This window comes from Rhodoferax sp., from assembly GCF_028688795.1.
In the GTDB taxonomy this organism is placed as follows: Bacteria; Pseudomonadota; Gammaproteobacteria; order Burkholderiales; family Burkholderiaceae_C; genus Rhodoferax.
Window position 1 is genome coordinate 64,918 of sequence record NZ_JAQTXM010000002.1, and the last position, 13,517, is coordinate 78,434.

Annotated in this window: 9 protein-coding genes; 3 read left to right on the plus strand and 6 right to left on the minus strand. The window is 58.1% G+C overall.

Annotation, left to right across the window (positions count from 1 at the left end; genetic code table 11):
* Window positions 1-19: 19 nt before the first annotated feature.
* The 4 genes from lpdA to PHQ58_RS01945 all read right to left on the minus strand — a co-directional run bounded on the left by lpdA (window position 20) and on the right by PHQ58_RS01945 (window position 7,911).
* Window positions 20-1,447: a dihydrolipoyl dehydrogenase gene (lpdA, locus tag PHQ58_RS01930; RefSeq protein ID WP_300106186.1), complete on the minus strand. Its 1,428-nt coding sequence runs from the start codon at window positions 1,445-1,447 to the stop codon at window positions 20-22.
* A gap of 146 nt (window positions 1,448-1,593) precedes the next feature.
* A complete protein-coding gene (odhB, locus tag PHQ58_RS01935; protein WP_300106188.1) occupies window positions 1,594-2,877 on the minus strand; it encodes a 2-oxoglutarate dehydrogenase complex dihydrolipoyllysine-residue succinyltransferase in 1,284 nt (427 codons plus the stop codon).
* Between the two features lie 83 nt (window positions 2,878-2,960).
* A complete protein-coding gene (locus PHQ58_RS01940) occupies window positions 2,961-5,831 on the minus strand; it encodes a 2-oxoglutarate dehydrogenase E1 component (protein WP_300106189.1) in 2,871 nt (956 codons plus the stop codon).
* A gap of 184 nt (window positions 5,832-6,015) precedes the next feature.
* Window positions 6,016-7,911 (minus strand): propionate--CoA ligase, encoded by a 1,896-nt coding sequence (locus PHQ58_RS01945; protein WP_300106190.1) that lies wholly within the window; start codon window positions 7,909-7,911, stop codon window positions 6,016-6,018.
* Between the two features lie 223 nt (window positions 7,912-8,134).
* On the opposite strand from PHQ58_RS01945, the gene PHQ58_RS01950 reads away from it, so the two are divergent.
* The 3 genes from PHQ58_RS01950 to PHQ58_RS01960 all read left to right on the plus strand — a co-directional run bounded on the left by PHQ58_RS01950 (window position 8,135) and on the right by PHQ58_RS01960 (window position 11,424).
* Entirely contained in the window at window positions 8,135-9,379 is a 1,245-nt protein-coding gene (locus tag PHQ58_RS01950; protein ID WP_300106192.1) for an efflux RND transporter periplasmic adaptor subunit, read from the plus strand.
* An 84-nt stretch (window positions 9,380-9,463) separates the two neighbouring features.
* Complete coding sequence (locus PHQ58_RS01955) at window positions 9,464-10,681, plus strand: FtsX-like permease family protein (RefSeq protein WP_300106194.1); 1,218 nt, start codon at window positions 9,464-9,466, stop codon at window positions 10,679-10,681.
* Between the two features lie 65 nt (window positions 10,682-10,746).
* Window positions 10,747-11,424, plus strand: a complete 678-nt coding sequence (locus PHQ58_RS01960; protein WP_300106196.1) for an ABC transporter ATP-binding protein — start codon at window positions 10,747-10,749, stop codon at window positions 11,422-11,424.
* A 133-nt stretch (window positions 11,425-11,557) separates the two neighbouring features.
* Here the strand turns inward: PHQ58_RS01960 and PHQ58_RS01965 are convergent, their stop codons facing one another.
* Both PHQ58_RS01965 and PHQ58_RS01970 read right to left on the minus strand, forming a co-directional pair.
* On the minus strand, window positions 11,558-12,160 hold the full coding sequence (locus tag PHQ58_RS01965; protein WP_300106198.1) for an isochorismatase family protein: 603 nt from the start codon (window positions 12,158-12,160) through the stop codon (window positions 11,558-11,560).
* A 362-nt stretch (window positions 12,161-12,522) separates the two neighbouring features.
* Window positions 12,523-13,503 (minus strand): MDR family oxidoreductase, encoded by a 981-nt coding sequence (locus PHQ58_RS01970; RefSeq protein WP_300106199.1) that lies wholly within the window; start codon window positions 13,501-13,503, stop codon window positions 12,523-12,525.
* Between the last annotated feature and the right edge of the window lie 14 nt (window positions 13,504-13,517).

The window sequence follows — 13,517 nt, forward strand, 5'->3', positions numbered from 1 at the left end:
GCCAATTTCTTATATAAGATTAGAAATTAAGCGTGCGCTTGTCAACGGCCAGCGCCGCTTCTTTGGTTGCTTCGCTCAAGGTCGGGTGAGCATGGCAAATGCGGGCAATGTCCTCGCTGCTGGCGCGGAACGCCATCGCCACCACACACTCGGAAATCAGTTCACTGGCCATCGGCCCAACAATGTGCACACCCAAAATCTCGTCCGTGCTCGCATCGGCCAGCATCTTGACCATGCCCGTGGTGTCGCCCAGTGCGCGGGCGCGGCCATTGGCCAGAAACGGGAAAGTACCCGCCCTGTAAGCCACGCCGTCTGCTTTCAATTGCTGCTCAGTGCGTCCCACCCAGGCAATCTCGGGGCTGGTGTAAATCACCCAGGGAATGATGTTGAAATCAACATGACCGTGCTGACCCGCAATGCGTTCAGCCACGGCCACACCCTCTTCTTCGGCCTTGTGCGCAAGCATCGGGCCACGAACCACGTCACCCACGGCCCAGACACCGGGCAAGTTGGTTTTGCAATCGCCATCAACCACAATCGCACCGCGCTCGTCAAGTTGCAGCCCCACGGCTTCGGCATTCAAGCCGATGGTGTTGGCCACACGACCAATCGACACAATCAATTTGTCAACTTCCAGGGTCTGTGCTTCACCTTTGGCATTGGTCCAAGCCACGCTAACACCCTTTTTCCCCACCTTGACGTCGCCAACCTTCACGCCCAGCTCAATCTTCAGGCCCTGTTTGACAAACGCCTTGTGAGACTCTTTGGCGATTTGTTCGTCCACCGCGCCCAAGAACGTCGGCAAGCCTTCGAGAATCGTCACATCTGAGCCCAAACGGCGCCAAACCGAGCCCATTTCCAGACCGATAACGCCCGAGCCAATCAAGCCGAGTCTTTTCGGCACTGACGTGATGGCCAAAGCACCCTCGTTGGAAAGCACCAGCGATTCATCGAAAGGTGCGCCAGGCAAGGCGCGCGCATTCGAGCCAGTGGCCACAATGATTTGTTGGCCAACCAGTGTTTCGTCCGCAGCGCTGGATACCTTGATCTCGTAGCCCCCCTCGACGGCCTTCACAAACGAGGCGCGGCCATGAAAGAAGCTGACTTTGTTCTTCTTCAACAGGTACTGAATGCCGTCGTTGTTTTGTTTGACCACCGCATCTTTGCGCGCCACCATCTTGGCCGCGTCCATGCTGACACCTTTGACCTCAATGCCGTGCTCGGCAAAATGGTGGTTGGCGTGGTCAAAATGTTCTGACGACTGCAACAAAGCCTTGGACGGAATGCAGCCGGTGTTGGTGCAAGTACCACCCAAAGCCGGGCCACCCTTGCTGTTTTTCCACTCATCCACACACGCCACGTTCTTGCCCAATTGGGCGGCACGGATGGCCGCCACATAGCCACCAGGGCCGCCGCCAATCACGATCACGTCAAATATCTTGCTCATTTTTTCGCACTTTCTAAGATGTTAAGGACAGCGCTGACGACTCTTGGAGTTGCTCAGTTCTGTCACGCAAAGTTCTTCAAAACCAAAAGACCCACCGACCGCTTGCACTGAAAAAGCGCCGCGCGTGGTGGGTCAAACCGGAAGGCTTAAATATCGAACAGCAGGCGGGCTGGGTCTTCCAGCGCTTCTTTCATCGCCACTAGACCGAGAACTGCTTCACGGCCATCAATGATGCGGTGGTCATAACTCATGGCGAAGTAGTTCATAGGGCGAACCACCACTTGGCCGTTTTCGACCATGGCACGGTCTTTGGTGGCATGCACACCCAAAATAGCGCTTTGCGGCGGGTTGATGATGGGGGTGGACATCATGGAGCCAAAGGTGCCACCATTGCTGATGGAGAACGTGCCACCGGTCATTTCTTCCATGCCCAGCTTGCCGTCACGCGCTTTAACGCCGAACTCGGCAATCTTTTTCTCGATGTCGGCAAAGCTCATTTGATCGGCATTGCGCAAAATGGGCACCACCAAGCCGCGCGGCGAACCCACGGCAATGCCCACGTCAAAGTAACCGTGGTAAACGATGTCGGTGCCATCCACAGATGCATTGAGCACCGGGAATTTTTTCAACGCGTGCACTGCGGCTTTGACAAAGAAACTCATGAAGCCCAGCTTGCAGCCGTGCTCTTTCTCAAAACGCTCCTGCATGCGCTTGCGCATGTCCATCACCGGCGCCATGTTGATTTCGTTGAACGTGGTCAGAATGGCGTTGGTGGACTGCGATTGCAGCAAACGCTCAGCCACTCGGGCACGCAGGCGGCTCATGGGGACGCGTTGTTCAGGGCGACCTGCCAATTGCGCGGCCAAACTGCTGGCTGGTGCCGCAACTTGTGGCAACAATGGGGCTGCAGCCTTTGCTGGTATTGCAGGAGCAGCTACTGCCTTGGGAGCAACTACACCAGCAGCAACAGCGGCCAGAACATCGCCCTTGGTGACACGGCCATCTTTACCAGAACCTGCCACCGACCCTGTCGCCAGGCTGTTGTCAGCCATAAGCTTGGCCGCCGCAGGCATGGCCACACCAGCCATTGCACCGCCGGCAGCAGCGGGTGCTGCGGCGACTGGTGCAGGCGCAGCAGCGGATGCCACCACAGGTGTGGCAGCAGGTGCAGCCACAGCACCGGCCACACCTTCGGTGTCAATGCGCGCAATGAGCTGCTCAGCTGCCACGGTGCTGCCATCGGGCTGCACAATTTCGATGATCACACCAGCAGATGGCGCGGGCACTTCCAGCACCACCTTGTCAGTTTCAACATCGATCAGGATCTCATCCACAGCGACAGCATCGCCGACTTTTTTCTTCCACTGCAACAGGGTGGCTTCGGCCACGGATTCAGATAGCTGCGGTACTTTGACTTCTACGATTGCCATAACAATTCTTTCAAAAATATTCTTGGAGGTGTGCGCGGCGGGTGATGTGCCCGCCGCCAATAGTTTTTAATGGGCGCAATGTCTTATTTGGTCAGGACAAAGCCCTTGAGCTTGCCAAACGCACCTTCTACCAGCGCCTTTTGTTGCTCCTGGTGGAGGTGTGAATAACCCACAGCAGGTGATGCCGATGCGGCCCGGCCGGAGTAACCCAGCTTCTGCCCCTCAAGCATATTTTCGTGAATGTAGTGCTGCACAAAAAACCAGGCGCCCTGGTTTTGTGGCTCATCCTGCGTCCACACCACTTCGGTCGCATTGGGGTATTTCTTCAGTTCAGCTGCAAATGCCTTATGCGGGAACGGATACAACTGCTCGACACGGATGATCGCAACATCGTCTGAACCCCTTTCTTCACGCTTTTTAGCCAGGTCGTAATAGACCTTGCCTGAACAAGCCACCACACGCTTGACCTTGTCTCCCTTGAGCACCTTGTTCTCAGGGATGATGGTCTGGAAGCTGCCTTTGGTGAACTCGGACAAGGGCGACGCAGCGTCCTTGTGACGCAGCAGCGACTTGGGCGTGAAGATGACCAGCGGCTTGCGCAGGTTGCGCACCATCTGGCGACGCAACACGTGGAAGATCTGGCTGGCTGTGGTGGGTTGCACCAATTGCATGTTGGTGTCGGCAGCAAGCTGCATGAAACGCTCAACTCGGGCCGACGAGTGCTCTGGGCCTTGGCCTTCATAGCCGTGTGGCAACATCAAGGTGATGCCGTTGACGCGGCCCCACTTGACTTCACCGGAGGCAATGAACTGGTCAATCACCACTTGGGCGCCATTGGCAAAGTCGCCAAACTGTGCTTCCCAAATCACCAGCGTGTTCGGATCGTTGGAGGCGTAGCCGTATTCAAAGCCCAACACCGCTTCTTCTGACAGGATGGAGTCAATGACCACAAAAGGAGCTTGATTTTCGGCCACGTTTTGCAACGGCACATAGGTACCCACATCCCACTTTTCGCGTTTTTGGTCATGAATGACAGCATGGCGGTGGGTAAAGGTGCCACGACCGCAGTCTTCACCCGACAGACGCACAGGGTAACCACTGGCCACCAAAGAGGCAAACGCCATGTGCTCGCCCATGCCCCAGTCCACCGGAATGTCACCCCGCCCCATTGCAGCACGGTCGTCGTACACCTTTTTGACCAGCGAATGCGCTGTCAAACTGGCTGGCAAGGTGGTGATTTTTTCAGCCAGACGCTTCCACTCTGCCATGGGAATGGCAGTGTCGCCCGCATCGGTCCACTTCTTGCCCAAAAACGGGGACCAGTCCACCGCATATTTGCTCTTGAAATTGGTCAGCACCGGGTTGACCGTGTGTTTGCCAGCGTCCATCGCAGCGCGATAGGTCTTGAACATGTCGTCGCCCAAGGTGGCGCCAAGGCCTTGCGCAGCCAACTTGTCAGCGTAGAGCTTGCGAGTGCCTGGGTGCTGGGCAATCTTTTTGTACATCAACGGCTGGGTCAGCGCGGGGGTGTCTTGCTCATTGTGGCCGAGTTTACGGAAACAAATGATGTCAAGCACCACGTCCTTGCGGAACTCCATGCGGTAGTCCAGCGCCCATTTCATGGCCATCACGACCGCTTCAGGATCGTCACCATTTACGTGCATCACTGGCGCCTCAACACCCTTAACGATGTCGGTGCAATACAGCGTGGAGCGGTAGTCGCGGGGGTCAGAGGTGGTGAAACCAATCTGGTTGTTGATGATGATGTGCACTGTGCCGGCCGTGGTGTAACCACGGGTTTGGGCCAACGCCAGGGTTTCCTGATTGACGCCCTGACCCGCAAAAGCGGCATCACCGTGCACCAGCACCGGCAATACCTGACGCCCGGTTGGGTCAGCACGGCGGTCCATACGGGCACGCACCGAGCCTTCAACCACAGGGTTAACGATTTCAAGGTGAGATGGGTTGAACGCCAGTGTCAAATGCACGGGGCCGCCCAGGGATGTGACATCCGAGCTGAAGCCCTGGTGGTATTTCACGTCACCTGCGGGCAATTCTTCAGGCGCGGTGTGGTCGAACTCGGCAAACAAATCAGCGGGCATTTTGCCCAAGGTGTTCACCAGCACGTTCAGACGGCCGCGGTGAGCCATGCCAATCACAATTTCCTGCACACCCAAGCCACCGGCTTGTTGGACCAACTCGTCCATGGCTGCGATGAAACTTTCGCCACCTTCCAATGAAAAACGCTTTTGACCCACATACTTTGTGTGCAAGAAGCGCTCAAGGCCTTCGGCAGCGGTCAAACGATCAAGAATGTGTTTCTTTTGGTCAACATTGAAATTGGGCTTGCTGCGCACGCTTTCGAGCTTTTGCTGCCACCAGCGCTTTTGCGTCTGGTCGGTCAGGTACATGTACTCAGCGCCAATAGAACTGCAGTAGGTTTCGCGCAGGGCATTGAGCAGGTCACGCAAGGACATTACTTCTTTGCCAAAGAAGGTGTTGCTGGTGTTGAAGACGGTTTCAAAATCAGCGTCTGAAAAACCGTAGAAAGACGGTTCAAGCTCAGGAATCGCAGGGCGTTCCTGGCGTTTCAGGGGATCAAGGTCAGCCCAGCTGGCGCCGACGTTGCGGTAAGCCGCAATCAGTTGCTGCACCGAGACCCGTTTGCGACCCAGATCAGAGTCAGCACCGGCAGCCACCACCACTTTGGTGCCGCCGGCTTTGGCGCGCTGCGCAAAGGCATCAATGACGGGTTGGTGGGGGACGTCTTTGGCGTTGCTGCCGTCTACGGCCGGAACGTGTTGCAGAGCGTCAAAATAGTCACGCCAAGTGTCTGGCACGCTGCCTGGATTGGCCAGGTAGTTTTCGTACATCTCTTCGACGTACGGGGCGTTCCCACCAAAAAGGTAGGTGTTCGCCTGGTAGGCTTGATAAACCGTGTTTGTCTCACTCATGTTTCGCTGACTTTCATTTCCCTGGGGGAAACTTTAGCTGGTTAAAGCTGATTGTTGATTAACCTCCCGCGTCACGGCTTGACCGTTTGGCGGATGCGACAGTGGCGTTGGAAGGGCCTGATACACCGCAGAATTGTGCCACTGAAAGGCAGCACAATTCTTACAGTCAGAGATTGTCTTGGGGTCAGGCGCTGATCAAATCCTTGATTTGCTGCAGCGCAGCCGGGTCGTCCATGGTGGTCAAGTCGCCTGGGTCGCGGCCTTCACACACGGCGGTGATGGCGCGTCGCAGGCACTTGCCACTGCGTGTTTTGGGCAACACGGTCACAAAGCGGACGCGGGCCGGTCGCGCCACGGCACCCAGGTCGCGGTCGACCAATTTGAAGATCTCGGCCTCCAGCTTGGCTGCGCTGGCCTCATCCACCACCAGGCTGGCGTCCTTGAGCACGGCAAACGCCATCGCCACCTGGCCCTTGAGCTGGTCAGCGACGCCCACCACCGCCACTTCGGCAATGTTGGGATGGGCCGCAATGCTTTCTTCGATCTCGCGGGTACCCAATCGGTGTCCCGCCACGTTGATCACGTCATCGGTGCGACCCAAAATAAAGAAATACCCATCGGCGTCGCGCACCCCCCAGTCGAAGGTGCTGTAGACCAGCTTGCCGGGCACACTCTTCCAGTAGGTTTCAACAAAACGGGTGTCATCGCGCCACACGGTTTGCATGCAGCCCGGTGGCAGCGGACCTTCGATGGCGACCACACCTTTTTGGTTCGGGCCAACCAACTCTTCACCGGTTTGATCGTCCAGCAACTTCACGTCGTAGCCATACACGGCCTTGCCCGGCGAGCCAAATTTGCTTACCGCTTTTTCCACGCCATTGCACAGCGACAAAATTGGCCAGCCGGTCTCGGTTTGCCAGTAGTTGTCAATGATCGGCTTACCCAAACCAGCGCTGATCCATTGCGCAGTGGGCTCGTCCAGCGGCTCGCCCGCCAAAAACAGCGCACGCAGGCTCGATAAATCATATTTGCTGAGCAAGGCCGGGTCTTGTTTTTTCAGCACACGAATCGCCGTAGGGGCGCTGAACATCACGGTGACCTTGTACTTTTCAACCAGGCTCCACCAGATGCCGCCGTCAGGGCGAGTTGGCAGGCCTTCGTACATGATGGTGGCCATGCCGCCAATCAAGGGGCCGTAAATGATGTAGCTGTGCCCCACCACCCAACCAATGTCGCTGGTTGAAAAATAGGTTTCGCCCGGGTTGCCAGCGTAAATGTGTTTCATGCTGGCGGCCAGTGCCACGCAATAGCCACCGGTGTCGCGCTGCACACCCTTGGGCTTGCCCGTGGTACCGCTGGTGTAAAGCGTGTAGCTCGGGTGAGTCGCGTCGACCCATTCACATTCGACCACCGTGCTGAGGTTTTTTTCGCGCAGCGGGCCCCACAACCTGTCACGGCCTTCGACCAAATTCATAGGCACAAGCCCACGGTCCACCAACAGCACAGATTCAGGCTTGTATTTTGAGAGACTGATGGCTTCGTCCAGCAGCGGCTTGTAAGCCACGGGCTTGCCGCCACGCGAACCCGCGTCGGCGCTAATGATCACCTTGGGCTCGGCATCTTCAATGCGTGACGCCAATGAGCCCGAGGCAAAACCGCCAAACACCACCGAGTGAATCGCGCCAATGCGGGTGCAGGCCAACATGGCAAAGGCGGCCTCGGCAATCATGGGCATGTAAATCAGCACGCGGTCACCCTTGGTGACACCCAGCTCTTTCAGAACTGCCGCCATGCGCTGCACCTCAGCATGCAACTCACGGAAGGAATAAACCTTTTCCTGGTTGGTTTCAGTCGAGACAAAAATCAACGCCGCTTGGTCGGCACGGTCTTTCAGGTGGCGGTCTACCGCGTTGTGGCACAGGTTGGTCACACCACCAACAAACCACTTGGCAAACGGCGGGTTGCTGTAATCGCAAATTTGCGTGGGCTGAACCTTCCAATCCACCAACTGGGCTTGCTCGCCCCAAAAACCATCACGGTCGGTGAGTGAGCGTTGGTGAAATTCGGCGTATGAGGTCATGGGTTGTCTCCGGTGGTTATCTTTAAGCTATTTTTAAACTGAATTCATAATTATGAACGGTGAGCTTGCACGGCCCTGACTTGGTCGCAGAAAAGCATCCTGAACGCTCGCAAGGATGGGGCTGCGTTGAAATGCTTACCAACATGCCGAAAGCCTTTGACCGGCAATTCTTCGTGGGTAAGCGCACAAAGCCCCAAGCGCACCATGCCGCACAATCCTCGCCATGACATTCAAGCGCACACATTTTTATTGGGCTGGGGCTTTGCTGATCGTTGCAGCGGGGGTATTCGCATGGACGCAGCGCGGTCAGGCGGTAGACATGGTTCGGGTGGCGCAAGGCCCAATGGTTCAGTCGGTGGTGACCAGCGGTCGTATTGACAGCGTGGCGCGCATGGACATAGCCAGCCAAACCACTGCGCGCATTGACAGCATTTTGGTGCGCGAGGGCGACACCGTGCAAGCAGGTCAAGTGCTGGTGCGCCTGCAGGGCGATGAGGCCGCAGCCAATTTGAAGCTGGCGCAGGCCGCCATGAACGAGGCCCAAGCGCGACTGCGCCAACTCAAGACAGTTCAAGTGCCGGTGAGCCTGCAGCAACTGGCGCAAGCGCGCAGCGCCTCCGTGCAGGCTGAGCGCGAATTGTCCCGCGCGCAAGACCTGCTCAAGCAAGGGTTCATTTCCCAGTCCCGCCTGGATGACGCCATGCGCCTGGCCCAAAGTGCCCAGGCCCAAGTGCTGGCAGCGTCCGCACAGGCCCAGGGCAACCAGGCCGGTGGCGCTGAAGCCACGGCCGCGCAGGCCCGCCTTGAACAAGCCGCTGCCAACGCAGCCGCTGCAGCCACCCGGCTCAACAGCTTGAGCCTGCGCGCGCCAGTGGCGGCCAACGTCATCAGCCGCAGCGCCGACCCTGGCGACACCGCACAAGCCGGGCGCGTGATTTTGACGCTGGTCAGCGGTGCTGAGACGCGCATCCAAACCAGTGTGGACGAGAAAAACCTCAAGTACATCCGTCTGGGCCAATCCGCTCGCGCCAACGCCGATGCCTACCCGGAGCAGCCATTTCCTGCCACCTTGATCACCATCGCACCTGCCGTGGATGCGTTGCGCGGCACGGTTGACCTGAAACTGCGCGTCGACAAGGCCCTTGAGTTTTTGCGCCCCGACATGACCGTCAGCGTGGAAATCATCACCGCACAGGTGCCCGATGCCCTGATGCTGAGCACCGACGCGCTGCGCCGCGACGCCAGTGGTGCCGCGTTTGTGCTGGTTGAACGAGATGGGCGTGCGGCGCGCTCGGACGTGACCCTGGGTTTGCAAGGCATCGGCACCACGCAAGTGCTCAAGGGCCTGGCCGTCGGCGACCGTGTGATTTTGCCCACCACGACGGCAGCGCCTGGCGACAAGGTACGCCAGAAAAGCGAGCCTGTGGCCCGCGGCAACGCACAACCCATTCCTGGACTGACTCAGTAAGAAACGCATGACCAACGTTCCATTCATGCCATCGCAAGACGCCAGCACCCGGGTGTGCTGGCCTGTGATGCGGTGACTTTCCGTATGCTGCGCCTGCCCTTTGCCCCGATGGTGTGCCTGCGTTACTTGCGTGAAGGGCGCATGCAAACGGTGCTGATTCTGGCCGGCGTGACTGGCGGTGTGGCAGTGATCATCTTTTTGACCACCCTGATCAGCCAGCTGCAGACGTCCATCATCGACAAGACTCTGGGCAGCCAGGCCCACATCGTGCTCAAGGCGCCGCAAGCCGTGAACCACACCACCCTGCCATCCGAGCAGACGGCAGCCATCATCCAACCCCGCGCACAACGCCTGCAGTCCATTGACCAATGGGCGGCAGTAGCCAAACTGGCTGAACAAACCCCCGGCGTGCTGGCCGTCTCACCCATGCTCTCAGGCGCGGGCTTTGCCACACGGGCCGATGCCCGCCAGGCCATTTCCATGATGGGGGTCGATGCACAGGCCTACCAGCGCATTGTGCGTATGGAAAAATACCTTAAGGCAGGCCGCTTTGATGTCAGTGGCACGCACGCCGTGATCGGGGTGGAGCTGGCCAAAGACCTGGGCGTGACGGTGGGCGACAAGATTCGGCTGGTCACCATGGATGGCCGCGATGACCTGTTCAGCGTCACCGGCATCTTTGACATCGGTAACCGCGACCTGAACCGGCGCTGGGTCTACACCAGTGTCAAAGTTGCTCAAACCCTGCTGGACTTGCCCGGCGGCATCACCCAGATTGACCTACGCGTGGCCAACTTGTTTGATGCCGAAAGCATCGCGCGGCCCTTGCAGGCACAAACGGGTTTGAGTGTGGACAGCTGGATGCAAACCAACGCGCAGTTGCTCTCGGCGCTGAAAAGCCAGAGCGTGTCCAACAACCTGATCCGCGCCTTTGTCACCGCCATTGTGGCGGTGGGCATTGCCAGCGTGCTGGTGGTGTCGGTGGTGCAAAAGCAAAAGGAAATCGGCATTTTGCGGGCCATGGGGGCCAGCCCGTGGCGCATCATGTCAGTGTTTTTGCTGCAAGGTGGCTTTTATGGCTTGATGGGATCGGCACTGGGTTCAGCACTGTCACTGGGGCTGCTGAAATTTTTCTCCAAAATCACGCGCAATGCTGATGGCTCGGCACTGGTCAGCCCAGATTTGGATGTGTCGGTGGTGCTCAGTACCTGCGCCATGGCGCTGGCAGTGGGGCTGCTGGCTGCAGCCCTGCCCGCCCGCCGCGCCGCCAGGCTCGACCCGGTGCAGGCCATTCGCATTTGATGGCTGGCCCACGCCCGTGACCACCAACGACAAAGCCTTGAAGCCACACCCACCCCATCGCTGACATGGCCCACATCGTCGAGTTAAAACAAGTCCGCAAAAGCTACGGTGAAGGCACGCCGGTGGTCACCGAAGTGCTGCACGGCATTGACCTGGTCATTGCCGAAGGCGAGTTTGCGGCACTGACGGGCCCATCCGGCTCGGGCAAAAGCACGCTGCTCAACATCATTGGCCTGCTGGAGCATGCCAGCAGTGGGCAAATGTTCATCAATGGCGAGAACACATCCGAGATGGATGATGCCCGGCTTACCGACTTGCGGGGGCGCAGCATCGGCTTCATTTTTCAGTTTCACCACCTGCTACCGGGGTTCAGTGCACTGGAAAACGTCATGATGCCAGCCATCATCGACAACGGCTGGCCCACAGCCCGGGCCCAAGACGATGCCATGCGCCTCCTGACCCAAGTGGGTCTCAAGGACGCAGCGCACAAGCGCCCGGCACAGCTCTCGGGCGGCATGCAGCAGCGCGTGGCCATCGCCCGTGCGCTGGCCTTGTCCCCGCGCCTGATCCTGGCCGACGAGCCCACAGGCAACCTCGACACCCACAGCGCCAACGATATTTTTGAGTTGCTGGAAAATATCAACCGTGAGCAACAGTCTGCTTGCCTGATCGTGACGCATGACCCTGCGCTGGCTGCGCGCTGCATACGGCAGATTCAGATTGTGGACGGCCAATTAGTATGAATTAAATAGCTACTTGCGCAATATTTACAAGGGCCAGAGCCTAATTCATTCAAAAATTTTTATCCCGTGTGGGTAAGGGCTAAATGCTTCATATTCAGTAGCTACTCACGCTTTAAGCATAAGCTCTAGCGCCTTATTTAATCAAAGAATGCAGCGCTTTGAATTGCGGATGTTCGGCACTGCCAAGCCACTCAAACACCACCATCTCCGTGGTCACCAGTTCCGCGCCAGCACCAGCGAGGCGGTCAAACGCGGCGTCGCGGTTGCGCTCAGTACGCGAACTGCAGGCATCGGTCACCACCCACACCTCAAACTCATCTTCGAGCAAATGCAAGGCTGTTTGCATCAGGCACACATGCGCTTCACAGCCGGCGATCACGATGCTGCTGCGCTCGGTGGGTGTGTTGGACGGTTTTTGCAAATGCTTGGGCAGGCTGCGCGCATTACCGGCAGGCGCTTTCATGGGCGGACGCAACCATTCGCCCAAACCTTCTTCAACCCCGCTGAACTGCATTTTGGCCAGCGTGTTTTGGCACAAGCTACGTATGTCGGGTGGGTTCTGGCCCAATTTGGACGGATTTTGCTCGGTGCCCCACACCGGCACCTGCAGCAATTTGGCGGCTTGCGCCAGTCGTACTGCATTTGCCAGCACCAGCGGGGCCTCAAAAATGGCGGGCATCAGGCGCGCTTGGTAATCCACGAGCACCAATTGGGAGAGTTCAGCATCAAGCAGCATGGCGGGCTTTCTATAAATAAGGGAACAAATCTAAGCGTGATTAAACCGCAGGGCAGTCAATCCACATTAACCCATCAAAAACACTATTGAAAAAATAGCTACCTACGCTTATTTAATAAGGGCTATAGGCCTATTTCTTATATAAAACGAATTCGAGTAATACGTAAAAAGGCCCTCCGCCATGCGTACACTACTTGCTGTAACCCGCAGCGCACGCCGGGAATCCGACTCCGCGAATGTCCCCCGGCTTGCGCTGCGCCCAAGCCTCCTCCTTGATTTCGCTACGTCGGATACCCAGCGCACACCGCTAGTCGCGGTCAATGCGATTTCATGTTTTGGAGTGGCCATCTTGACCGTGCGTGTCAGCCCTGAATTTTCACCACGACACGACCACGCACCCGCCCGGCCATGAGCGCCTGCGCTTGGGGAATGCAGTCGTCCAGCGCCACCTCATGCACCATGGTTTCCAGCAGCGCCAGGTCCAGGTCTTGCGCCAGCCGGTCCCAGGCCCGTTGGCGTTTGGCCAGCGGCGCCATCACCGAGTCAACCCCTGCCAGCGTGACGCCACGCAAAATGAAGGGCATGACCGTGGTCGGCAAGTCCAAGCCCTGCGCCAAACCACAGGCCGCCACCACGCCGCCGTAGCGGGTTTGCGCCAGCGCGTTAGCCAGCGTGTGCGAGCCCACCGCGTCCACCACACCGGCCCAGCGTTCTTTTTGAAACGGCTTGCCAGGCGCAGATAACGTGGCCCGATCCACGATGCTGCTGGCACCCAGCGTTTTCAAGTAAGCCTCTTCACTGGCCTTACCCGTGGCCGCCACCACTGTGTAGCCCAGCCTGGCCAGCAAGGCAATCGCCACACTGCCGACCCCGCCAGTGGCACCGGTCACCAGCACCTCACCTGCGCCCGGCTTCACGCCATGGTCTTCCAGTGCCAGCACACACAGCATGGCGGTGTAGCCCGCCGTGCCAATGGCCATCGCTTGGCGCGGTGTGAAGGCGGTTGGCAGGCGCACCAGCCAGTCGCCCTTGAGCCGTGCTTTTTCAGCCAGGCAGCCCCAATGGGTTTCACCCACGCCCCAGCCGTTGTGCACCACCAAGTCACCCACCTGCCAATTCGGGTGGCTTGATTCGATGACCGTGCCAGCACCGTCAATACCTGCCACCATGGGCCAGTGCCGCACCACCGGACCGGTGTTGGTGATGGCCAAACCATCCTTGTAATTCAGCGTGGAATACGCCACGGCCATCGTCACATCGCCCGTAGGCAAGCGCGATTCATCGACTTGCGTCAAGCTGGCATGAAAGCCCTGTGCGTTTTCTAACAGCAATGCCTTGAACATATAAATCCTTTAAA